The organism is Candidatus Kuenenbacteria bacterium HGW-Kuenenbacteria-1 (genome assembly GCA_002839745.1).
Taxonomy (GTDB): Bacteria; Patescibacteriota; Patescibacteriia; order UBA2591; family PGYQ01; genus PGYQ01.
In genome coordinates this window covers 1-23,957 of sequence record PGYQ01000015.1, presented here as the reverse complement: position 1 = coordinate 23,957, position 23,957 = coordinate 1, and the positions used below count along the sequence as shown (strand labels likewise).

The window sequence follows — 23,957 nt, the reverse complement described above, 5'->3', positions numbered from 1 at the left end:
ATAATTAAAATAATTACAAAAAATATTTGAATTATTTTCCAAACTATTTTCCAAATTTTTTTCAAATTATTTTTAAATTTTTCTTGCATATTATTTTTTATTTAATGGCAATAAAATTGTTAAAATATTTAAATTTTTAAAAGATATTGAAGAATTTATTTGCGCTTTTTGATATAATTCCTCTGGCTGACTTATTATTTTTTCCACTTGTCCAATAATTAATCCTCGAGGAATATTTTCTTCTAATCCACTCGTAATCACCAAATCCCCCACTTTTATTTTTATATCTTTAGGAATTAATTCCATTATTAAAGATAAATTATATTCCCCTTTAACCAATCCACTTGTTTTTGAAAAATTTTGAATAGTAGCCGCTACCAAACTATGGCTTTCAATAATAGGTAGAATTTGAGCTGTATATTTATCTACTTTAATAATTTTGCCAATTAAAAATCCTTGCATTATAACAGGTAAACCTTCTCTTAATCCATCCGCCTCTCCTTTATTAATAATTAAAGTTTGAAAACCTAAATTATTTGTTTCTCCGATAATTTGAGTTATTATAAAAGGAATATTATTCTTTTTAATAAAATTTAATTCTTTTCTTAAAGCTTCATTTTCCTGAAATAATTCTTCTATTTGTGATTTTTCAACAATTAATTTCTGAATTTCTTTTTTTAATTTTTTATTTTCTTCTATTGTCTCTTTTGAAAATACGGTTTTTTCATGAATTTTATTGGCTATTTGATAAGTTTTTGATTGAAAAGGTAGAAAAAATATTTTTAAAAAATTTTCTAAAGGCAATAATAGTTTTGTTGAATAAAAAAAAATTAACAAAATTATTACTATTACAATAAAAATCAATTTAAATTGAAAAATTTTTTTAAACATAACTTTACCTTACTGACATAAAATTTTTAGAATTTAAAATATTTGTTTCTGACTCTACAAAAACTTCTGTTACATTAGGTAAAAAATTTACCCAACTAGCCGATAAATTTCTCTTTTCTTTAGATAAAAATTGTTTAGCAGAAATTATATTTACTCCAACAACATTCTTGTCTTGATAAAGAATAACCTTAAAAAAAGTTTCCCAAAAACCATAGGAACTATTATTAATCGCTTCAAAATTGACTTGATTAATATTACTTTTTTTATCTGAAGTAATTTGGATACCAATTGGATAATATTTTATATTTTTAATCTCAAATTGTATTTGAGGAATTTTAGATAAATACCTTGTTCTTTTCCATTGAACATTTTTAATTTTTAATTCAACAAAAGGATTTTTTGCCAAACTTTCAAAGTTAAAATCTAATAAAAACTTTTTTTCATTAGGTAAAATAAAATTTGTTTTTATTTTCCCTTCTTGACCATTAAAAATAAATTGATAGTCATATTGAGCTACCCATTGAGAATTTACATTTTCTATTTGTGATATTGTATCATATTTTTGGCTTTCAGAAAAAATACTCTTAGTTAATAAAACTTCAAGATCTTTTGGTTTATTTTTTTCTTTAAAAGAATTATAGTCAATTAAATCCTTACTTAAAGAATTGATCATTATTTGATAATTTTTTTGATCTTTAAAATAAAAAACAGTTTTAAAAATTAAAAAACTTATTAAAATAATATTCAAAATAATTAATCCAATAATAATACTTGATCTAATTTTTTTTTTATGGTTTAAAAACCAATAAGCAAATTTAAATTGTTTCTCAGATAAAGACATAAAATAAGCAAAATTTGAAACAAATTTTATTTTAATTTCTTTTGCCAGCTTAGCAAATTTAATAAATTAATTTATAATTTATAAAATTATCTATTTTCCACTATTTTTATATACTTCTTTGCTTTATTGCACATTTTTTCTAAAATTTCTTTAGAATATGGTTTTATTTTTTTATATTTTTCATCAATCATTTTTTCTTTAAAAACAAATTGTTGTAAAAAATATTTCTTCGCTCCCTGAATCTGTTTAGCAATAAAAACTATATCTTCTTCCTTAATTAAATTTGGAACAATGGTAGTTCTAAATTCATAATCAGAAAAGTTCATAATTATTTTAATGCTTTGTTTTGTTTTATTTAAATCTACTTTCGCACCAGTTATATTTTCATATTTTGAAAAAGGTGCTTTAATATCCATGGCAATATAATCAACTAATTTTTTTTTAATTATTTTTTTTAACATCTCTGGATTAGTTCCATTTGTATCTAATTTTATCAAAAAACCCATTTTTTTTATTTTATTTAAAAATTCTGGCAAATCTTTTTGCAATGTCGGCTCTCCACCAGTAATACAAATTCCATCTAATCTTTTTTTTCTTTTTTCTAAAAATTCAAAAATTTTTTCCTCTTTTATTGTTGACTGTTGTTTATCAAATAAAACCAATCCAGAATTATGACAAAACCCACATTTAAAATTACATCCTTTAGTAAAAATAATTGCGCAAATTTTGTCAGGATAATCAATTAGAGATACTTTTTGCAAACCACCAATTAACATAATCTAATAAAATATAAATTAAAAGTGTAAAATTCAACTTAATTTTACACTTTTAATGTGAGCTTTAAACTTTAATAATAATTTTTATTCTTCATTTTTTATTTCTGTCTCAATTTTTGGAAGTCCTTTTGTTTCTTCAATTTGTGTTGTTTTTTCTCCCTCTTTAACTACTTCCTCTTCAGTTTTTATTTTTTCTCCTTTATGATTAAATTTAAAACTGTTTATCATCATTTTAAAAACGGTTTTAAAATTAAGATGATTCAACAAACTAGAGTTATAAGAAAAAACATAAATTAAATTATCCTTGGCTAAATAAAAATTTTGAGTATCTACACTCCAAACACCTTCAATGCCATCAACTATTGAAGTTTTTAATTTAGCTTTATCTAAAGTTTTTTCTTCAAATTGTTTTATATACCATTCTTTGCTTTTTAATTTTTCAGGATTTTCTTGAACAATAACAATTATTGACTCCCCAGTTTCTATTGGAGGAATAAAAATTGTTTTATTATCTACAAAATTTACTAAAAAATCCTTTAAATAAAAAATACTATATTTATAAATTGGGTCTGTATAAATTTTTATTGTTCCTGAATTAGAAAGTGGATATAACGCTCCGTCGTTTGGACTAAATAAATTAATTACCTCCCACCCATCCGGATATCCTCCCAAATCTGAATCTGCTCTTTGAGGATCTGTTTGAAAAAATCCTTCTTCCACATCCGTTAACCCATCAAAATCAGAATCAGTTGTGGATGGTAAAATATCTGGATTAATTATATCCAAATCAGTATCTAAACCTGCAAGAATTTCTTCTGTTTTTGAAACTAAAATTGTATAAACATCTTTTATATCTAAAAGAGTGACAGTAAAAGTATTACCTTCAACGTCTTGCTGAGCTTCTAAAAAATTCCATTTCCCATTTTCTAAAAAAGCTACTCTAAAATCTTTCTCTTTATAATTACTAATTATTTTATCATCATATCCTAAAATCAAAGTAATTGATCTTTTTAATTTAATATTAGAAGGAACAAAAGTATATATTCCCCCAATAATATCTTGTCTAGGATCAATCATAAAATATGACTTAGAAGGATATTGACTTATTATTTTAGGCTTTTCTTCGGAATCAATAAATCCAAAAGGCAATGTTACTTGGGCTCGACTAATAACTTTACCATCTTTATCTTTCACTTCAGTCTTAATTGTTTGGGCTATTTCTATTTTTTCATTATTTTTAACTCCTAAATCAACTGGCTTCTCTTTATCACCATTTATTTCTATTACAGGTTTTTTTTGTGACATAAAAAATATTTTTCTCGCTTTTTCATTGAATAAAAAAACAACTCCCACACTCAATACAATTAGAATTAAAAAAATACTTAATAATAAAACCCAGACATTCTTCTTTTTCTTTTTGTGTTTTTCTAAAAATTTAATTGGCATCACATAAATATCTTCATCTTGCGCTTCTTTAAATTTTGGATTAGAAGAATTTTTTAAATCTAAAGTATTTAAATCTTTAGATATATTTTCAAAATTATTTTCTGGCATAAAAACTTAGCTTTTAAAATTTAAAAATTATTTTTGAATCGTTTCTAATAAACTTCCTTCTCCTTTCGGATTAGTTTTTTTCTTTAATTCATCTCCATCTTTAATTCCATCTGCATCTGTATCAGGTTTTAATGGATCTGTTTTCCATACTTTTACTTCTGCTCTATCTGACAATCCATCTTTATCCGAATCTACTTCTAAAGCATCAGTGCCTAATTGCGCTTCTTCATCATCAGATAAACCATCAGCATCTGAATCAATTACTTGTTCAACCGTTTTTATTTGTGATAAAATATCATTTGCATTTTTTTCTTTTTCTAGTATTTTTCTTTCCTCTCTTATATTTTTTATTTTAAAGTAAATTACATATATCCCTAAAAATAATAAAATAATTACAATAATGCCAATTATAAAAACTTTCATTTTTTCTTGATTAAAAAATTTTAAAGAAACTTTTGATGCTTCGGAAATTTCCTCTTCTTTGGGTAATTCCTTTGGCTCCATTTCTTTAAATATATTTGATTCTTTATGTACTTCAGTAGAAGAAAAAATATCTTCTACATCCTCTTGTTGTTTTCCTTCAGACATAAAATTAGGCTCTAGAAACTAGGTTTTAGCTTCTAGAAATTAAAATTTAAATATTCTATTTTATTAAAATTTATTTATTACTAAAAAATCTTTTAATAAAGATTTTATTTTGCCAACCCTTAACATTCGACTTATCGCCACTCTCAAACTATTATCATTTATTTTTACAACTTTTCTTAAATCCGCAAAAGAAAAATAACTTTTTTTAATTTTATTTATTTGTTTTTCTAATTCGATCATATAATTGACTTACTATTGGATAGTATTTTTTAGGCAAAAAAACTTGGAGTTCATTTTTAAATTCTCTTTCCGTGTATTTAGGTAACTTTTTTAATAAAAGAAACTTTTCTCTTAATGCTTGCGCATTATACCATTATATCATAAATCAAATATATCTCTACTTTTTTTCTGCCCAATAATGCAGATCCTTTCATTTTTTTTAATTCTAATAAGGTATGGGTTAAAAGTAATGGCTCATTTATGCTTAATGGACTTTTTATTAAAGATAATTCAGTCTCTATTTTAATTTTATTAGCTGGTTTATGAACTTCAATTTTTATTGAAAAAGAATGCTTTAATTTATTATTAGCTAATTCTAACAAAATTTCCATCTCGGCTTCTTCTCGTAAAATCTGGTCTCAAGAGATTCCAATGTTTTTTATATAATTATTTATTTTTTAAAAATTTTATTAAAACAATTTTACTTCTTTTTGGAAGTACTTGGCGCTGGCGGAATTTTTTCTCCAGTTACAGGATTATTACCATTTTTAATTTCCTCAAAATCATTAATCTTATTATTATTTGAATCTTTTTTGAAAGGATCGCTTTGCCAAGCAGTAATTTCAAGAGAATCAGATAAACCATCGCCATCTGTATCAAATTTTAAAGGATCTGTTTTATAAAGTTTTACTTCAATGCCATCCCAAAGCCCATCTTCGTCTGTATCGGGTTTATTAAAATCAGTATGAATTTTCTTTTCTTCCCAATCTGCCAAACCATCTCCATCACTATCAGCTTCTGATGGATTTAAAATCATATTAACAGGCAAAAGAACTGTTGGATGAGTAAGATTATATTGTCGTTTTGACCAAAAATAATAAATACTCCCTAAAATAATGATGATTAAAAAAATTAAAATAATTTTATATTTGTTCATAAAAATTTATTTATTATTTTGCTTCATCTAAATTAATAATTAACGAATTTAAAGAAGGTAAAAAAGTAGCAATATCAGGTTGATTAGAATAAAATTTTATTTCAAATTTTAAAAATTTATTTTCTTTTGGAATACTAACTAAAGAAAGTAACGATGAATCTGAATACCCGCTCCAAGAAGCAATTGCTAATCCCGCTTCAGTGGTCGCGGATTGAAATCTAATCTCAATTTTACTGCCTATTGGTGTAGTCTTTGTCAGAACAATACTATTCCAAGTAGTTTGAGCAAATGACGATTCAAAGGTAGTTGACCAAAAACCGCCTCTAAGGGTAATGTTTTTTAAGCCATAACCCATCATATCAGAATAAGTGTAAGGTTTAACACTCACACCTGTTCCTGCTACTGGATATCGCCCCATAACAGCTCCTAAACTATTAATTTTCGCTGCTATACCACCTTTGTCATGATTGATAACCCAAATATTTCCATCTGCGTCGCCTGAAATGCCAATTGGAAGATCACCTCCAGAAGAATAAATCCCCTTTAAACTTCCATCGCTAGGATTTATTTTAGCCACTTGATTGCTAAAATCAAAAGCAACCCAAACAAAACCTTGTTTATCAACTGCCACGCCTCTTGAGCGACCATATGAATGGGCCGTATTATAAGTATAATAAATAATATCTCCGTTTTGAGCCACTTTATAAACTCCCTTACAAGTATCAGCCACCCAAATATTATCATTTAAATCAACAGCTATTCCATAAGGATGTAAACCAGCATCCCCACAAGTAGTGCCACCAACGCCAGAATAAGTATTGACTACGCCAGTAGAAATATCAATTTTACTCACACTGTTGCCATTTCTATTGGCAGACCAAATATGACCACTAGCATCAATAGCTAAACCATAAGGTCTAGCGCCAACATTATAAGTAGCTAAACGGTTACAATCCTTATCTATTTTATAAACCTTATTTTCTTCATAACTAGCCACCCAACCAAAACCCTGAGTATCAATTGCTATTCCACGCGGACCAATACCCACGGAACAAGTTTTTATAAGAGATCCGTCTTCTTTTAAAATAGTGACGTCGTTGCTATCTCTATTTGCAATCCAGACGTTACCCTCTAAATCAACGGCTGTTCGCGAAGGATTTTTACCAGTTGAATATCTACCCATTAAAGCACCATCGGAAGTCTTAATTTTAGAAACCATATCAACATCAGAATTAGCTACCCAAATATAAGGAGTAGAAATATTTGCTTGTTTTAATTTTATAGATGTATTTGATACTTCTATATTATTTAATTCAGTTATTGGTATATCTGAAAAATTATATTCTTTTAATAATTTACCACAATTTTGATCATTGGTTGCAATACACTTTACGCTATTTTCATAATTTTTTGTTATATCACAAATTTCCTGACCATTAACTATCCCATCGCCACAATATGACGCAGATCCGCTACAATCAGTCTTACAACTATCAGCACCTTGACCATAAGTATCATTATTAATGTTTCCTTTATCGCATTGTTCGCCATAGGTAGCTTGAATAGTTCCATCGCCACACCAACCATCTGTCCATTTACAACTTGTACATTTATATTGATTAGTAGCATAAGAGCCATTGCCATCTGCTTCGCATTCTTCATCTCTATCAATCGTTCTTTGCCACAATCTTATATTCCATATCCGCAACGATTTATTTATTTTTTTGTTATAAGTCCCATTTTGAACAATTCCATCTCCGCAATATCCACCTTTATCTTGACAATTTATATCGCATTCATATTGCTTATTGATTTTAGAATCAGCTGGGATTGGAGCTATATAATTTGTTGGATCACATTGCTCTGGTCCATTTTGCGTACCATCTCCGCACCAGCCACCAGTCCATTTACAGACAATGCATTTATATTGATTAGTAGCAGAAGAGCCATTGCCGTCTGCTTCACATTGCTCGCCATAAGTACTTTGTATAATTATATCTCCGCAATATCCACCTTTATCTTGACAATTTATATCGCATTCATATTGCTTATTGATTTTAGAATCAGCTGGGATTGGAGCTATATAATTTTTTGGATCACATTGTTCATTATGTGCAGTTTGTTCAGTTCCATCTCCACAATATCCACCAGTTATTTTACAAGCTAAACATTGATATTGATGATCTATATTTATTGCTTGTGAAGGAGTTGGTTTTGTAAATACATTTGCACCACTTAATTCACATTGTTCACCATGATTAGTTTGTATTATTCCATTGCCACACCAACCATCTGTCCATTTACAACTTGTACATTTATATTGATTAGTAGCAGAAGAGCCATTGCCGTCTGCCTCGCATTCTTCGCCACAATCCTTTGCTCCATTTCCACAATGATTTACCCATCTTCCTGATTGACAATATTGTCTCCCATTACAATCACCTACAGCTTTACAGCTATTATTTAAAAAACATTGTCCTGTAGCACACCCTTTGCCAAATTCTGTTTCATATCCTAAATAATAATCTTGTCCATCTAAAAGCGAGGAATAAGTATAAACAGATGAGGCTAAAACTGGATATAAAATTTCATCGGTTATGTCGCCAGCATATGCTTTATTTTCTTTATCCCAACAAGTTTTTGAATCGTATTTAAAAATAATTTGTTTTTTGTTTATAGTTTTTGTTTCTTCTGGACAAGATCCAAATGTATTTATTGGATCAATAGGTAAAAAATTTACCAATGCTTTGCCTAATTCAAGTTGCCATGAAGGCCAGGTACTAACCGTGTGATTTGTCATATAAGTTCCAGATTCTAATTTAGGATAATAACCATATTTTTCTTTATAATCTTCTAATAAACTTTTAATATTATTTATATCAGCCCATCGTTTAATATCGTTTCTTAATTGCGCTTTTTGTTCAGGCGTAATAGCAACATTTGCGTTAAATTTCCAATTTGCTATCATTCTATTAAAAATTTCTATTGTTTCAGAACTCGCACCTTCATTATAAGAAATTAAATAAATATATGTATTAAGGTAAGTTTGTAAAGGGGTACCTGAAGTTTTTGCCTTAAATTTAATTTTATCTATATATCCCGCAGAAACATAAATTGATCGTCCGTCTCTTAAACCATCATAACCGTCCACTTTTATTAATGCGGGATTACCCTGATTTGGCACATTTTGTTGATACCAAAGCAAAGGAGAAATATGATCAGGATTTTTATAAACCCGTAAACCAATAACATCTTTTTCTATAATATTTTTTCCTTTAGCATCTACCCAATTATCTTTTTTAAAGAAAAAATATTTTATTAAATCCTCAGATCCTTTTTTTATAATTGGTTGATTAAAATTTGGCAAAGGCAAAGATACTTCTTTATCCTGCGCTTGTAAAAAATTATTCTTTAAAAAAACCCCGCTAATAATCGCGATTAAAATAATAGAAAAAATTATAATGTATTGTTTAAAATGTTTCATAATAAAAAGTAAAGTAATCATAAACAAGTAATTTGTTATCCGCCTTCTACGGATTATACATGTTACTGCTTACTGTTTTCATCGGTCTTTACAATAAAGAATTTCAAAACCTGTATCTGAATCTAAACCTACATTTGCTGAATCTGTAAACTTCCAAGGATTTTCACACATTAAAGATGTTACCTTAATTTCCATGCTTTTGGAAGGTATATCGCCAGCATTAGCTTGAACTGAAACAATCGCTTCTCCGTTTTTTCTTTGCGAAGTAACTGTTTGAGTAGGGTTTTTAGAATCTACTATTGATAAAATTCCATTTGCGTCTTGCTTATCCCAAACATAACTTGCTAAAATATTTTCATTATTTTTATCTTGCGCTTGAGCAATATAATTATGTTGATTCCTTGGTGTTATTGAAACTTGATCATCAACGCAATTATCATCAGCACAAGTAAATGAATCATTGTTTTTTTCTTTTCCATTTATCATTATTTTAATATGATCAATTTGACACAAGGTAGCTCCTGTTTTAAAAGTCCAAGCTTTATCATTTTCCATTGTTAAATCGTCTCTATTTTTAACTTCTTTTTTAATTGTCATTTTATATTCAATATTTTTTTCTAAATTTACTTTAGAAGAAAAAATTATTGTTGTTTTATTATTTTCATCGCGACTAATTATATCGCCTTCTACTAAAATGTCATTTTTAGTTAAAAAAATATTTTGATTATTTAAGGTTTCTTTGTTTATTATTTGATTAAAAGTAGCGCTGATTTCTTTATTTGTACAAACATTATATCCTATTGGACTTTGGGCTATTATGTCTGGTTTGGATGAAAGATAAGGCGCTAACACTGGACAATTTCCACTGGCATTGCAGGCTTGCGCACAACAACCATTAACACATTCCGTTTCTCCTTCTTTACAATTATATTTACTTAAAATAGTCAAAGCGCCAGACGATTTTAATAATTTATAAAAAGAACAAACTTGGGTATTTCCTCTTGCTTTTGCAGTAATCTTGGCTATATTAGAACTTTCTGTCGCTTCATTTTCAATTTTTCCAATTCCTCCGCCAGACGCGCAAGTAGCACTACAACTATCTACATTAGAACCTAAACAAGATTTCCATTTATATCCATCAATAATAGCTAATTTTTGACCATCTGAAGAACAAGAATCTGGAGATCCATAGGCTTCTGTTAAATAATCATACGTCTCGGAAATATACATATTGTGTATATAAGGGATAACTTTGGTTCTGTCTACCTCGCACTTACTATTTTTTGTTTTAAAAACCCAAGAAAAATCTTGTTTTAAAATTTTCCCATTTAATCCTTTTACTCCATTTTCTCCTCCTTTAATAATCACTTTATACCATTGATTTTGCACTAAATTTAATGCTTTATTAATAAAAAGTTCCTTTGTTGAATTGCTATAGGTAATTTCTAAAGATGTTAATTCTTGAGAACCTAAACTACTACAAGTTTCTGTGTTATCTGTACATTTTTTTAATTCCACTGTGCTTGAATTAAAAATTGTTGAAACCATATCAATATTAAATTGAGTGTCTATTTGCGCGTTTATACAAACATCTTTGCAATTTGGCCAATGTTTTACTATTTCTGGTTCAACTTTACAAACTCTATTTTCACACTCATTCGCAAGACAACAAGAATTACCACAAACTGCCTCTTCTGGCACACATTGAAGTCCATTTGATCCATTTCCATTTGATCCATTAATATAAATATTGCAACCAGAATAGTTAAATTGACAGCTATTATCACAAAGTAAATTTCCACTTATATAACTGCTAAAATCACTACATTTTTTATTACCAAAATTAGTCTTATCGCAAGTTTCTCCTGAATTTATTATTCCATCGCCACAAACTCCAGGAGAACCTTTACATTGAGTAGTGTCAAATCCAAAGCAATCAGTTTTACATTTTAAACCATCTCCGCTCATTGAATCAAAATTAGCACAAGTTTTGCTATCTAAATCAGTTCCATCACAAATTTCCAATTCTTCTCTTTTGTTATCACCACATGTAGTTTTAATTACTTCAAACCAAACTGGATTACTTTTTAAAACAACTGCCTCATAAATTATCTCATTTTGGCCACCAATGCAAACCCCAAGAATAGAAATTCCGCCAACGCATTCTTTTTTCCCAGTATCACGCTGACCAATTTTCGTAACTACCACATCGCCTGACGTTGTTTGCGGAACATTAGTATTAATTTGAGAATTTGTCCAATTATTTAAACTCACTGTTGCCTTAACTTGATTAAAAAATACCCCTTCGTTTACTAACGCTGTCGCGCCAAAATTACTGCCTGTTATTTTTACTGAAGCGTCAACACTTCCATTGTCTGGAGAAATTTCACAAATGCCCGGCGCTAAAAGATCATTATTATAAGTAAATATTTTATCATTGTTTGAAAAAATTTCTTGACCATTTGGTAAAATTACTTTCACAACCACTGAGCCAGTCTCAGAATTTGGTGCTAAAGCAATAATTTCATCATCAGACCAGGCTCCTTTACAAGGAGCTAAAACAGCTGGAATATTATTAAAAAGTATTTTGCTTTGTCCTTGTGTATTGCCAAAATTTCTGCCACGAATTGTAACATAAGAATCTTTTGGTCCCTTATCTGGAGTAATATTATTAATAAATGGATTTATATAAAAGCTCACTTCATTGCTATCAACTCCATTTGGCGCGTCTTTCCATTTTAAAACAACCTTTACTTTTGGTTCTGAAACAGTAATTCCATTTGGAACAGCAATTTCTATTTTCCCATTTATCCAAGAATTAACCACAACTTCTTTATTATCAAAGAAAACTTGACTTTTATAAATTCCATTGATTTGTGCATCCCCAAAATTAGTTCCAGAAATTGTAATTTTATCACCAGCTTTACCATGATTTGGGCTTAAAGAACAAATTGAAGGTCGAACAATATTATTAATTGTAAAATTTTTACCAATGCTACTCCCTTGATCAGTGACAATTTTAATTGGTACTACCCCGCTAATTCCAAATGGAGCAATAACAATAATTTCTGTATCTGACCAACTTTGACAAGCAAGACCTGCTTCTTTATCACCAAATAAAACCTTGTTTTGTCCTTGCGTTTGACCAAAATTTTTACCTCTAATTGTTACATAAGTTGTTGCTGGATTTAAAACCATTCCATTATCAGGAGAAATATTATCAATAACAGGCAAATAAACCCGACACTGATTAATTGCTTTGCAAATATTGCCACAACAAGTTAAGTTTGAACTTGCATCACCTTCTTCTAATTGAACATTGTCAATAAAAAGATCAGTACCATTAGCGCCAGTATCATTATAACCCATACTCATTCCAATTTCATTTATTAATTCAGAATTTTGATTTACTGTTTTGCTAAGTTCTTCGGTGTAAATAAAAGTTGAAGTAAATTTTGTCCAATCAGAATAATTTCCAGCTGGCACAGAACCCAAAGCCTTATCAGCTTGATAACATTTTTTTTGAACAGGAGCATAAGCGCAATAATAACCTGGCTGATCCGGACATATTTTTGAAGGATAGTTGGCTACATACCAAGCCTCATTAGTACATAAAGAGTCCCATCCTATAGACGGAGTTATTTTTATATTTAAATTTCCAGCGCTATGACCTTTATAATAAAAACTATAAGTATATTTTTTGCCCACCACAAGTTTTAATGGTGCGGTATTATAAGTTAAAGAAAGCCACATCACTCGATGACTATTGACCCAACATAAAGTTTCTTCTTGATTATAAATAGAATCTATAGCTCCTAAATGACAAAAATCTGGTCTTTTTATAAACTTGCATTGATTTGTTTCAGAAAGCCAAGAACACCAAGGCATATCTTCGCAAGTTTCTTTATCACATATTCCTTCATAACTTTGATTGGGATCTTGATGAATATGAATAGCAGTTCCACCACCATAAGCAGTATCAATTGTTTCTCTTTTAACAAAAGAATGTTTTTGACTATTCATCTTCCATTCGTCTTTATTTTCTTCAAACCCACCCTCCCAAGTTTGACCGGGCACAGAAACAAGACTTGAATTACAATCTAAATTTACTTGACAAGCATCACCTGAACATTTTGAAGCGCAAAATTTATCTGAACAACATTTTTGTCAGCGCTACAAAACTCTCCTTCTGAACAAGCGCCTAAATCACAAGAAGGAGTTGTTTTATCTAAATCACAAGAAGCTCCCAAACCACAAGGAGAAAGAAAACTCAATCCATTACTTTCAGTTTCTCCAACTTTTACTTTTAATATAGACGCTCCTTCTTTTATTTCTTTGGGAACTTTGGTTTTAATTTCTGTCGCTAACCAATCATCAACAATTATTGAAGTTTCATTTAAATAAACTTTATCTTTTTTAAGACCAAATTTTTCTCCTTTAATTGTAACTGAATTACCAACTAATCCACACTTAGGAACTAATTCACAAATTAAAGGTCCTGGAAATTGTGTGTTTACTTCAAAATCTTCAACATTACTATAATAAAATTTTTGAACACTTTCACTGTCTTTTTTAACAACTATTTGAATATAATAAGAATTCAAAGCCAAAGCAGGTTGTTCGGGAATTTTAATAATTATTTGATTATCTTGCCAACTTTTCTCGCAAGGAAATTGGGCCTTTGATTTCAGTTTATGATTTGTTTTGTTAACAAAATAAACATCGCCCTGAGTGTCTCCAAAATTAGATCCACTAATTGTTATCGGCTGACCAGCCCCACCTTTTTTTGAAGAAATCCAATTAATATGCGGGCTTAAAACTTCAAAGTTTTTACTATTACTTAAAATTTCATTGCCATCTTTATCTATCCCTGTTTCAATCCAAACTCCACCGCTAATTGATCCATTTGAAGTTCCTCCTCCGGAAGGAATTTTTAATTTTATTTGCTTATCTTCCCAACTAGAAATACATTTTTGCATAGGATAAAAATCATTATCAAAACAACTATCTATCGCATAAGTATTGCTATTAAAATTTACATTTCCAGCTAAAGTAAAATAATTTCCTGTAATTGTAATTTCATTTCCATCATAATATCCATTGGAAGTAATATTTGTTATTTCTGGTTTGCAATATGGTTGAGTTCCAGTAAAGAAAGACCAATCAGGGATTGAGTCTTCAGGTGGAGGCGCGTAATCGTCTATTGGTGATTTTTCAGCTTTCCCATCATCATTTCCATCTAAAAAGTTTCCACAAGAATCTGTAATAATACTGCTATTTAAAATAGGGGTATATTTAATATTTTTTTGATAATTTTCATTGGGATTAGCAATTAAAGTTCTTTCATCAGAAACATTATGACTAAAACCAGTGCTTATTACTGGATTAATATTTAAAGTATTTTTTGTTAAATCAACGGTTTTTGTTATTGGATCAATAATGTTTGCGCTCATTAAAGAGATAACATCCATTGGTTCGCTAAATTTTGCTTCAATTGGAGTCGCCAAACAAACATCTTTTTCCCCATCCTCCGGAAAAACTTTTTCTACAAAAGGAGGCGTAGTATCGGTTGTCAAACCAGTAGCAAATATCCATTTTCTTTTTAAATCAGTAGCTCTAATCGCTATATTTTTTATACTCTTAACATTGGTCGTAATTTCTACTTGATAGGCTGTGTTTTCTTCAAAATCTTTTTTGGCTCTAAATTTAAAAACATCTTCCATCACAGTAAAATCACCTTCAACTGTTTTGCCTATACATTTATTTGTCTCGCATTTTCCTGAGGCACAATCTTTATTTAAATTACAAATTTCTTCTTCATTTTTTCCATCTTTTATTTTTATTAAAACCCTATCAGCATTAATAGTGTCTGGATTTAATTTATTATTAAATCCAACTTGAATAGCTCTACATAAAGCCACATCTTTTTCTTCATTTTTAGGATCAACCCATTTAACAACAAAATAATCTAATAAGGGAATAACGCAAGAATCAGAACAACCCGGAGTATATTCAGAACCAGTTCCTTCGGCATTACAAACTTGATGACAACTCATACAAGTCCCCGAAACACAAGATGAATTTACTGAACCTCCTTCTTTTTCTAAAAACGCTGTGATAACAAAATGAACAATAATAAAAGCGGATAAAACAATAATTAAACCAATTGCCGCGTTAATTAAAATTTGTTTAGCCTTTTTATATTTTTCCTCATTCCCACCAGACATCATCCAAAGAAAACCAGCGTAAATAATCATGATCACCGCAATAATACCTAAAAATCCCAAAACCACTCTAATAATGTTCATTATTGCTATTTTTAAATCTGTTTTTAATAATCCTGTTTCTTGTAGACTATTAACTCCCAAACCATCAGAAGCTCCCTGAGCTAAAACAGGAGGAATATACATTGATAATAAAAATAAACCAAAAAAAACAAAAACAAAAAAAATAATAAAAAAACTCATAGATTTTTTTAATCTATTTTTATTATTATTTTTATCAAGAGATATTTTAAAAATTGACATATTTAAAAAATCAAAATTCAAAATTTCTAAACTTTTATCTTTTAAACTTCTTTCTGCCAAAAGAATCTACAAAATCATCTATTTTACCAATTTTTTTCAGATATTCTCTTTTTTCTCTTAATCCACTTCTTCTTCGAGCTGATTTTTTTAATTCTTCTCTACTTTGAGAAACTTCTAAATATCGAGTTTTTCTAACTTGAAGCACAAGTCCACTTTGTTGAACTTGTTTTGTAAATCGTCTAAGCAAACTTTCTGGAGATTCACCTTTTTTCTTTTTTACCTCTACTGCCATATAAATTAACACCTCCTTTAAATTAGGTTCTAGATTCTAAATTCTAGAAATTATTAAAAAATTAATTTGTAATTCCAAATTTACAATTATTTTGTTATTCTAACATTTCTTTTTTCTTTTTTTCTAATCTTTTTGTAATTTCAGGAATTATTTTTTGAATGTCTATCGCTTCCTGAATTCCACTTTCCATGTCTCGAATTAAAATCGTACCTTCTAAAACTTCTTTTTGTCCAAGAATTAAAGTAAATATTGCTTTATGTTTTTGAGCTAATTCTAATTGATCACTTAATCTATTTTTAGCTAAATTTTCAATAACTTTTATTTTACTTTTTCTAAAATTTTCAAAAAGTTTTAAAGCTTTTCTTTTTGCCGTTTCTCCTAATTGAGCAATAAAAACATCGCAATTATCCTCTTTTTTATCTATTAATTGACGAATTGAATTTTGCTCTTCTATTTTTAGAACTACTTTTTCTAATTCAATTCCGCAACCACAGGCTGAGGTTGTATTCCCTCCTAAAATTTCTACTAAATTATTATAACGACCGCCTTTACCTAATACCACTTTTTGATTATCTTCTTTATTTTCCTGATTTTGAATAAAAATTTCAAAAACAGTTCTTGTATAATAATCCAACTCTGGTATTAAATAAGGATTAAAAGAATAAGCAATATCTAATTCATCTAAATGTTCTAAAACTTTTGTAAAATGATTTTTACATCCCTCGCATAATCGATTAACCAATTGAGGCGCCTGATTTATTACTTTTTGACAATCTTCTTCTTTACAATCTAAAATTTTAAAAATATCTTTATCTCTATTTAATTTTAATTTACAATTAGAACAAAGTAATTTTTTCTTATTTTTAAAATAATTTAACAACTCTTTTTTATAATCCTGCCTATCTTCTAAACAACCAAAACTATTAATTTGAATATTGGTTTTTAAATTTAATTCTTGAAAAAATATCTGGGATAATAAAATAATTTGAGCATCAATAACAGAATCTTTTTCGCCTAAAATTTCAAAATTAAATGAATGCAATTCTCTTAATTTCCCTGATTGCGAACTTTCATCGCGAAATAAAGAACCAATCGTATAAAGTTTAATTGGTTGAGGCAAATCAAACATATTATGTTCAACATAAGCTCGAACTATTCCTGTCGTAAGTTCAGGACGTAAAATCATTTTTTCATCTTTCAAAGTAATCAAAGAAAATTTTTGTTTTTGAATAATATCGCTTGTTTTGCCTATTGATTTTTCAAAAAGAGATAATTCTTCTAAAACAGGAATGTCTATTCTTTTAAAATTAAATTCTTGAGCTATTTTCTGAGCTTTTTTTATCACATATTGCCAAATTAATTGTTTTTCTGGTAAAATATCTTTCATCCCTTCTAAAATATGAATTGGTTTTATTTTTTCTTTTTTAATAATTTTTTCTTCTATATTTCTTTTTGGTTTTCTAGGCATAGTAAAAAATTAAAAGTATAAAGTTAATCTAATCATTGTTTATTAGTATAATTCTAAAAATTTTAAAAGTCAAATAAAATATATCCTTTAATTTAAATTAACCACATTAATAAAATTCCTAAAAGAAATACAAAAAAATGAATTATATTTTTTTGTATTTCTTTCTCTGTTTTAATTTCAGGAATTAAATCTGAAGCAGCAATATAAATAAAACTACCAGCAGCAAAAGGCAAAAGAAAAGAGGTGATATTCCCAATCATTTCAAAAAGAAAATAACCAATTATACCACCGAGAATCACTGTTAAAGATATGCTAAAATTTAAAAGCAAGGCCTTGTTTTTTTTCATCCCACTATAAATTAAAATTCCAAAATTACCTATTCCTTGCGGTATTTCATGTAAAGCAATAGCCACTATAGCAATGATGCCTATTTTAAAACTTACCATAAAACTTCCAGCAATTATTAATCCATCAATAAAATTATGTATCCCATCACTAATTAAAATTAAAGAAGATAGATGTTTTTTGGCATGTTCGCCATGTTGTTTGGGCGATTTATGACAATGATGCCAATGAATAAATTTTTCTAAAATAAAAAAAATAACAAATCCTAAAAGAATGTATAAAAAAATATTGGTTTCATTACTAGATTTTTCTATTGCCTCTGGGATTAAATGTAAAAATGCGCCACCTAATAAAGTTCCGGCTGAAAAAGCAACCAAAATTAACAATATTTTATCCAAAAATTTTTCTTTTAAAAATAAAGCAAAAACAGAAATTAAAGAAATTAAAGCGATAAAAAAAGCGCTAATAATTATCCAAAATAAAATAGACATATTTAAAAATATAATATAAAATTTATAAAATTAAAACAATTTAAATATTATCTCGTTAAAAAACAATTGTCAAAATTTTTTTTATATGAAAAATAAAGAAATTCAAAACCAAGATTTTAGAACATGGGTTGAAATAAATCAACAGGCTTTAAAAAATAACTATAACACATTTAGACGTTTAATTAATTCTAAATGTCTTTTAATGGCCGTAGTTAAATCAAACGCCTATGGACATGATTTGATTGATTTTTCTCGTATGGTAGAAAATTTTGGTGTTGATTGGTTGGGTGTTGATTCAATTATTGAAGCTAAAACATTAAGAGAAGCTGGTCTTAAAAAACCAATTTTAGTTTTAGGTTATACCTTACAAAATAAAATAGACATGGCTATTAAAAATAATATTTCTTTAACCATTGCCGATTTTCAATCTCTTAAAAATTTAAAAAGCATTAATAAAAATGATAAAAAATTAAAAATTCATTTAAAAATTGATACTGGAATGCATCGTCAAGGATTTTTCGTTTCAGAAATTCCTGCAATAATAAAAATTTTAAAATCAAAAAATTTTACAATAACACTTGAGGGTATTTATACTCATTTTTCGTCAGCCAAAAATCCAGCATTCCCTTTTACTACATTATGTCAAATTAAGGAATTTAAAAAAACTATTAAACTTTTTGAATCAGCTGGTTTTAATACATTAATAAAACATGCGGCAGCAACATCCGGCACGATTCTTTTTCCTCAAAGCCATTTTGATATGGTTAGAATTGGAATTGGATTTTATGGACTTTGGCCTTCAAAAGAAACAAAAGAAGCATTTAAAAGAAAAAATAAACTTCAACCAGTGCTATCTTGGAAAACAATTATCAGCCAAATTAAAAAATTACCAAAAGGAAGCAGTGTTGGTTATGATTTAACAGAAACACTTCATCGTCCTTCAAAAATTGCAATTTTACCTATTGGCTATTGGCATGGATTTTCAAGATCTTTTTCAAGTATTGGAAAAGTATTAATTAATGGCAACGAAGCAAAAATAATTGGTCGAGTTTCAATGAATATGATTAGCATTGATGTTACAAATATTAAAAATGTAAAAATTGGAGACAAGGTAATTATTATTGGAAATAGCGGAAAATTAGAAATTTCGGCTGACGAAATGGCACATTTAAGTGACACCAGTAATTATGAAATTGTTACTCGCATTAATCCATTAATAAAAAGAATCATTGTTTAATTATTTATTTCTAAAAAATCTAGTAAAGACTTTTAAACTAAATTACAATTTATGCTTAAATCTTTATCAAAATTCAATACAAAAAATTTATTAAAAAAAATAAAAAATAAAAAAATAGCTTTTTTAGGTTTAGGTATAGAAAATTATGCCTTAATTAAATATATTTTAAATAAAAAAATTAATTGCGAGCTTACTATTTGTGATGCTAGAAGCGAAAAAGAATTAAATAAAAAATATAAGGAATTTAAAAAATTAAAATGGCAATTAAATAAAAACTATAATAAAAATTTGGAAAAATTTGATATTTTGTTTCGCTCTCCAGGTTGGCCAATTAACAAAGTCAAAAGTCAAAAGTCAAAAGTTAAAAGCCATTTATCTTCTCCAATGCAATTATTTTTTGAGATTTGTCCAACAAAAAATATTATTGGCATAACAGGAACTAAGGGTAAAGGCACAACTGCAAGTTTAATTTATAAAATATTAAAAACTGCTAATAAAAAAGTTTGGTTAGGAGGAAATATTGGCGTGGCGCCATTTGATTTTTTAAATAAAATAAAAAAAACTGATTGGGTTGTTTTAGAATTATCAAGTTTTCAGCTTGAAGATATGACTATTAGCCCTCATATTAGCGCAATAACAAATTTTTATCCAGAACATTTAGCTCCTGCTGATCCTAATAATCCAAATTTTCACAAAACATTAAAAGATTATTATAATGCAAAATTAAATATAATTAAATGGCAGAATGAGAAAAATTGGGCAATTATAAATTCAAAATTACAAACTACAAATTTTAAATTAAATACAAAAGCTAAAATTATTTATTTTAAAAAATCTGATCTTATTTCAAAATTAATTGGAGAACATAATAAAAAAAATATCGCGGTAGCTGTTGAAGTAGCAAAAATTATTAAAATAAAGCAAGAAATAATTGAAAAAGCTGTTGCTAATTTTAAAGGCTTACCACATAGGATAGAATTAATAAAAAATATAAAAAAAGTAAAATATTATGATGATAGTTTTGCTACCACTCCTGAAGCAACTATTATAGCTCTTAAATCTTTTAACCAACCAATAATTATTTTGCTTGGTGGTGCAGACAAAAAAGCTGATTTTAGTCAATTAGCTAAATATGTTCAAAAACAATGTAAATTTGTTGCTTTGTTAAATGGTGTTGCAACTAAACGAATTAAGCAAGAATTAATTAATGTTGGTTTTTCTAAAGAAAAAATTGAAACATTTTTAAATATTAATCAAGCAATTAAAAAAGTTTCAAAAATAGCTGTTTCAGGAGATATTGTTTTATTATCAACTGCTTGCGCTAGTTTTGGTATGTTTAGAAATTATAAAGAACGTGGAGATTTATTTAAACAAATTGTAAAAAAAATAAAATAAAATTTTTCCACTTATTAATTTTAAAATCTACTTTCAGGTAATTTTTATTTTGGATTTATTTTAATATTCTATTTCTGATATAATTTAATTATTCTTTATTTTAATTACTCTCGTATTTTCATTGATAAATTTAAAATTAATATTTATTGTTTTTTTAGGTAAAATTTTTTGAGCTCGTTTTGCCCATTCTATAACAATAATTCCATCTTTTTTTTCTAAAATTTCATTAAAACCCAAATCTAAAAGTTCTTTTCCGTTGTATATTCGATATAAATCAAAATGATATAATTTTTTTATTTTTCCCATGTGTTTAATAGGGTAAATTTTTAATAATGAAAAAGTTGGGCTAGTGATTATTTTTTTTATTCCTAATGCTTGGGCCAATCCTTGAGTAAAACAAGTTTTTCCGCTTCCTAAATTTCCCTCTAAAGTCAAAACATTCCCGGGCTTTAATTCTTTAATTAATTTCTTAGCTATTTTATGAGTTTCTAAAGAACTTTTAGAAATAATAATTTTCATATAATTTGTAGAAATTGTTTGGATTTCGTAAATCCAAACATTAATCATTCATGCCTCAATGCTTCAATTGGATTTAATCTAGCAACGCGACAAGCTGGATAAATTATTAACAGAATGAAAATGAGCAATAAATTTTTATTCATAATATAATATAACGTAGCGTTATTCAACAACTAACTATATTAAATTGACTATACTTCACTAATTACATCAAAACCTTTAAAACTGCCTGTTATTGCTAAACCAATTATTTTTTTAGCAATATTTTTTTTCTTAATCTGACAAGCTATTTCATTTAAAGTAGCTCCTGAGCCAACAGCATCGTCAATCAACAAAATATTATTATATTTTACATTTTCATCTATAATAAAAGTACTTTGAGCATTTTCAATTCTATCTTTAAGTTTATTTAAAGTTTTTTGAGGAATAATTATTGGTGTCTTTACTTTTATAATAGTAATAATCGGTAAAGAAAACCCAAGAAAATTTTTTAATTCTTTTATCAACTGAACCTCTCTTTTTACTGTTGGTGACACAAAACCAATTGCATTAATTTTAAATTTACTAATAATTTTTTTAACCAATGGTTTTATTTCCTCAGCTAATTCCTTAATTAATATTCTATTCTGACTCTGTTTTGCATACAAAAGCATTTGCCCCAACCTTGTTTTGCCAAATCTCTCAATACTATAAAAATCCAAATAATAAAGTTTATCAAGATTTATTCGCTCAAATGTATTTTTCATTTTTTGCAAACCACTAATTAATCCACTTTTTTTATAACAATTATATTTATCAAGAGTTTGAACATACTCTATAGCAGTTTTTTTAAAAGACAAATTCTGTTTAGCACACCAATATGTAAATCCTAAAATACCTTTTTTTATTTCGCCTGCTGGAGTAATTATAAAATAATTTTTTTCAATTACTTGTGCTATTTTTTTATCCAATTTTTCAATTTTAGAATATTCTATTGGCTGATTAATAATATAAAAAACTTTTGGCGCTAATCCAATTTTTTTTAATTGTCCACTATTTTGCAATTTTTTCAACTGCTTAAATATTGCTTGATAAGAAATATTTAAATAACTTACAAGCTCTTTAACTGTAGCCTGATCCTTTGCTCGAATAAATTCAATAATATTTTTAGATGTATCTGTCTTCATATAGTTTATAGTTTATAGTTTATAATCAACTATAGTAACAAATATAATAATTTATGTCAATTAAATTTTTTTATATTAAAAAACAAAGAAAAAAATTCTTTTTTATTTTTTTGGTTTATTAATTTTTTAATTTTTTTTATTCCCCTTTTTCTAATTTTTTATTTTTTGTTTTTATACAAGATGTGCAAATTTTGATTTTTTCTCCATCAATTTTTTTTGTTTGCAAATTTATATATTGACGTTTTTTAGTCGCAATATTTGAATGACTACGACTAACAGATTTAATTGAACTTCGTTTACAAACAGAGCATTTTCTAGACATAATAAAAAAGTTAAAAGTTAAAAATTAAAAGTTAAAAATTGTAATTCAAAGTTAAAAATTTAATTTTGAATTTTTAACTTTAAACTTTCTACTTTTTATCTTACCATATTTGCTATTTTTTTAAAAGTCATTTAAAATAAAAAATATGTTTTTTGAATATTTATCTACACAACCATTATTTGCAATTGTTACTCTTTTGGGAATTATTTATGCATTAACTGTTCATGAATTTTCTCACGCATTTACAACTACTTTATTGGGTGATGATACTGCTAAAAATTCAGGACGATTAACATTAAATCCATTGGCGCATCTTGATTTTATTGGATTCTTAATGTTATTATCTATTGGTTTTGGTTGGGGAAAACCCGTCCCTTATAATCCTAATAATTTAAAAAATCAAAAATGGGGACCAGCGATTGTTGCCTTTGCTGGCCCTTTGTCAAACATCATTAGTTTTTTTATTTTTATAGGAATTTTTAAATATTTAATTCCATTTTTAAAATTTACCCCTAGTGATTTATTAGTTTATTTTTTAAGTTATTTAATTATAATCAATATCATTTTAGCAATTTTTAATTTGATTCCAATTCCTCCATTGGATGGTTCTAAAATTTTATTTGCTGTTTTGCCAGATCAATTTGAAAATTTTAAAATTTCCTTAGAACAAAATGGGCCATATATTTTAATCGGTTTGCTTGTATTAGATAATTTATTTAATATTGGAATTTTCAGCAGTTTGTTTAATTGGGTTATTGGGTTGATTGGTTTGATTTAAAAATTTGCAAAAATAAAATATACATGCAATACGCGCTTAGCTCAGTTGGTAGATCCGCCAGCTGGCGGACTTTTAAGCTGATGCGCAGGTTCGAATCCTGCACGGCGCATTAAAAAATAAAATTTAT

General features: G+C 27.5%; 19 protein-coding genes. 3 read left to right on the top strand and 16 right to left on the bottom strand.

The window, feature by feature from the left end; all coding sequences use genetic code 11:
• Nucleotides 1-90: 90 nt before the first annotated feature.
• The 13 genes from mreC to CVV26_02825 all read right to left on the bottom strand — a co-directional run bounded on the left by mreC (nucleotide 91) and on the right by CVV26_02825 (nucleotide 18,413).
• The gene (gene mreC, locus CVV26_02885) at nucleotides 91-891 is read right to left on the bottom strand and encodes a rod shape-determining protein MreC (protein ID PKL72147.1); all 801 of its coding nucleotides are present in this window, start codon (nucleotides 889-891) and stop codon (nucleotides 91-93) included.
• Between the two features lie 4 nt (nucleotides 892-895).
• Entirely contained in the window at nucleotides 896-1,732 is an 837-nt protein-coding gene (locus CVV26_02880; protein PKL72146.1) for a hypothetical protein, read from the bottom strand.
• 86 nt (nucleotides 1,733-1,818) lie between these two features.
• Nucleotides 1,819-2,508, bottom strand: coding sequence for an anaerobic ribonucleoside-triphosphate reductase activating protein (locus tag CVV26_02875; protein ID PKL72145.1), 690 nt, complete (start codon nucleotides 2,506-2,508; stop codon nucleotides 1,819-1,821).
• 84 nt (nucleotides 2,509-2,592) lie between these two features.
• Complete coding sequence (locus CVV26_02870; GenBank protein PKL72144.1) at nucleotides 2,593-4,062, bottom strand: hypothetical protein; 1,470 nt, start codon at nucleotides 4,060-4,062, stop codon at nucleotides 2,593-2,595.
• Nucleotides 4,063-4,089: 27 nt separating this feature from the next.
• Complete coding sequence (locus tag CVV26_02865; GenBank protein PKL72143.1) at nucleotides 4,090-4,650, bottom strand: hypothetical protein; 561 nt, start codon at nucleotides 4,648-4,650, stop codon at nucleotides 4,090-4,092.
• 365 nt (nucleotides 4,651-5,015) lie between these two features.
• Nucleotides 5,016-5,261, bottom strand: coding sequence for a hypothetical protein (locus CVV26_02860; GenBank protein PKL72142.1), 246 nt, complete (start codon nucleotides 5,259-5,261; stop codon nucleotides 5,016-5,018).
• 89 nt (nucleotides 5,262-5,350) lie between these two features.
• Entirely contained in the window at nucleotides 5,351-5,806 is a 456-nt protein-coding gene (locus CVV26_02855; GenBank protein ID PKL72141.1) for a hypothetical protein, read from the bottom strand.
• 13 nt (nucleotides 5,807-5,819) lie between these two features.
• Nucleotides 5,820-9,311 carry a hypothetical protein gene (locus CVV26_02850; GenBank protein ID PKL72140.1) on the bottom strand — a complete coding sequence of 1,164 codons (3,492 nt, stop codon included), beginning with the start codon at nucleotides 9,309-9,311 and terminating at the stop codon, nucleotides 5,820-5,822.
• Between the two features lie 57 nt (nucleotides 9,312-9,368).
• Nucleotides 9,369-13,367 (bottom strand): hypothetical protein, encoded by a 3,999-nt coding sequence (locus CVV26_02845; protein ID PKL72139.1) that lies wholly within the window; start codon nucleotides 13,365-13,367, stop codon nucleotides 9,369-9,371.
• 29 nt (nucleotides 13,368-13,396) lie between these two features.
• Nucleotides 13,397-15,877, bottom strand: coding sequence for a hypothetical protein (locus tag CVV26_02840; protein PKL72138.1), 2,481 nt, complete (start codon nucleotides 15,875-15,877; stop codon nucleotides 13,397-13,399).
• Entirely contained in the window at nucleotides 15,852-16,109 is a 258-nt protein-coding gene (locus tag CVV26_02835) for a hypothetical protein (protein ID PKL72137.1), read from the bottom strand. Before CVV26_02835 ends, CVV26_02840 begins: the two co-directional genes overlap by 26 nt.
• A 94-nt stretch (nucleotides 16,110-16,203) precedes the next feature.
• A complete protein-coding gene (locus CVV26_02830; GenBank protein PKL72136.1) occupies nucleotides 16,204-17,577 on the bottom strand; it encodes a histidine--tRNA ligase in 1,374 nt (457 codons plus the stop codon).
• 92 nt (nucleotides 17,578-17,669) lie between these two features.
• Complete coding sequence (locus tag CVV26_02825) at nucleotides 17,670-18,413, bottom strand: ZIP family metal transporter (protein PKL72135.1); 744 nt, start codon at nucleotides 18,411-18,413, stop codon at nucleotides 17,670-17,672.
• 85 nt (nucleotides 18,414-18,498) lie between these two features.
• On the opposite strand from CVV26_02825, the gene alr reads away from it, so the two are divergent.
• Both alr and murD read left to right on the top strand, forming a co-directional pair.
• Nucleotides 18,499-19,650, top strand: coding sequence for an alanine racemase (gene alr, locus CVV26_02820; protein PKL72134.1), 1,152 nt, complete (start codon nucleotides 18,499-18,501; stop codon nucleotides 19,648-19,650).
• Nucleotides 19,651-19,701: 51 nt separating this feature from the next.
• Nucleotides 19,702-21,045: a UDP-N-acetylmuramoyl-L-alanine--D-glutamate ligase gene (gene murD, locus CVV26_02815; GenBank protein PKL72133.1), complete on the top strand. Its 1,344-nt coding sequence runs from the start codon at nucleotides 19,702-19,704 to the stop codon at nucleotides 21,043-21,045.
• Nucleotides 21,046-21,129: 84 nt separating this feature from the next.
• Here the strand turns inward: murD and CVV26_02810 are convergent, their stop codons facing one another.
• The 3 genes from CVV26_02810 to CVV26_02800 all read right to left on the bottom strand — a co-directional run bounded on the left by CVV26_02810 (nucleotide 21,130) and on the right by CVV26_02800 (nucleotide 23,052).
• The gene (locus CVV26_02810; protein ID PKL72132.1) at nucleotides 21,130-21,612 is read right to left on the bottom strand and encodes a tRNA (adenosine(37)-N6)-threonylcarbamoyltransferase complex ATPase subunit type 1 TsaE; all 483 of its coding nucleotides are present in this window, start codon (nucleotides 21,610-21,612) and stop codon (nucleotides 21,130-21,132) included.
• A gap of 143 nt (nucleotides 21,613-21,755) precedes the next feature.
• Nucleotides 21,756-22,730: a hypothetical protein gene (locus CVV26_02805; protein ID PKL72131.1), complete on the bottom strand. Its 975-nt coding sequence runs from the start codon at nucleotides 22,728-22,730 to the stop codon at nucleotides 21,756-21,758.
• A gap of 136 nt (nucleotides 22,731-22,866) precedes the next feature.
• Complete coding sequence (locus tag CVV26_02800; GenBank protein PKL72130.1) at nucleotides 22,867-23,052, bottom strand: 50S ribosomal protein L28; 186 nt, start codon at nucleotides 23,050-23,052, stop codon at nucleotides 22,867-22,869.
• 145 nt (nucleotides 23,053-23,197) lie between these two features.
• Here CVV26_02800 and CVV26_02795 point away from each other — a divergent pair, with 145 nt between their 5' ends.
• Nucleotides 23,198-23,830 (top strand): site-2 protease family protein, encoded by a 633-nt coding sequence (locus CVV26_02795; protein PKL72129.1) that lies wholly within the window; start codon nucleotides 23,198-23,200, stop codon nucleotides 23,828-23,830.
• The last annotated feature ends 127 nt before the right edge of the window (nucleotides 23,831-23,957 follow it).

What these genes read in the sequence shown, in the direction of transcription:
- mreC (PKL72147.1), bottom strand. Translation starts at nt 891, where the DNA reads ATGTTTAAAAAAATTTTTCAATTTAAATTGATTTTTATTGTAATAGTA.
- CVV26_02880 (PKL72146.1), bottom strand. Translation starts at nt 1,732, where the DNA reads ATGTCTTTATCTGAGAAACAATTTAAATTTGCTTATTGGTTTTTAAAC.
- CVV26_02875 (PKL72145.1), bottom strand. Translation starts at nt 2,508, where the DNA reads ATGTTAATTGGTGGTTTGCAAAAAGTATCTCTAATTGATTATCCTGAC.
- CVV26_02870 (PKL72144.1), bottom strand. Translation starts at nt 4,062, where the DNA reads ATGCCAGAAAATAATTTTGAAAATATATCTAAAGATTTAAATACTTTA.
- CVV26_02865 (PKL72143.1), bottom strand. Translation starts at nt 4,650, where the DNA reads ATGTCTGAAGGAAAACAACAAGAGGATGTAGAAGATATTTTTTCTTCT.
- CVV26_02860 (PKL72142.1), bottom strand. Translation starts at nt 5,261, where the DNA reads ATGGAAATTTTGTTAGAATTAGCTAATAATAAATTAAAGCATTCTTTT.
- CVV26_02855 (PKL72141.1), bottom strand. Translation starts at nt 5,806, where the DNA reads ATGAACAAATATAAAATTATTTTAATTTTTTTAATCATCATTATTTTA.
- CVV26_02850 (PKL72140.1), bottom strand. Translation starts at nt 9,311, where the DNA reads ATGATTACTTTACTTTTTATTATGAAACATTTTAAACAATACATTATA.
- CVV26_02835 (PKL72137.1), bottom strand. Translation starts at nt 16,109, where the DNA reads ATGGCAGTAGAGGTAAAAAAGAAAAAAGGTGAATCTCCAGAAAGTTTG.
- CVV26_02830 (PKL72136.1), bottom strand. Translation starts at nt 17,577, where the DNA reads ATGCCTAGAAAACCAAAAAGAAATATAGAAGAAAAAATTATTAAAAAA.
- CVV26_02825 (PKL72135.1), bottom strand. Translation starts at nt 18,413, where the DNA reads ATGTCTATTTTATTTTGGATAATTATTAGCGCTTTTTTTATCGCTTTA.
- alr (PKL72134.1), top strand. Translation starts at nt 18,499, where the DNA reads ATGAAAAATAAAGAAATTCAAAACCAAGATTTTAGAACATGGGTTGAA.
- murD (PKL72133.1), top strand. Translation starts at nt 19,702, where the DNA reads ATGCTTAAATCTTTATCAAAATTCAATACAAAAAATTTATTAAAAAAA.
- CVV26_02810 (PKL72132.1), bottom strand. Translation starts at nt 21,612, where the DNA reads ATGATTAATGTTTGGATTTACGAAATCCAAACAATTTCTACAAATTAT.
- CVV26_02805 (PKL72131.1), bottom strand. Translation starts at nt 22,730, where the DNA reads ATGAAGACAGATACATCTAAAAATATTATTGAATTTATTCGAGCAAAG.
- CVV26_02800 (PKL72130.1), bottom strand. Translation starts at nt 23,052, where the DNA reads ATGTCTAGAAAATGCTCTGTTTGTAAACGAAGTTCAATTAAATCTGTT.
- CVV26_02795 (PKL72129.1), top strand. Translation starts at nt 23,198, where the DNA reads ATGTTTTTTGAATATTTATCTACACAACCATTATTTGCAATTGTTACT.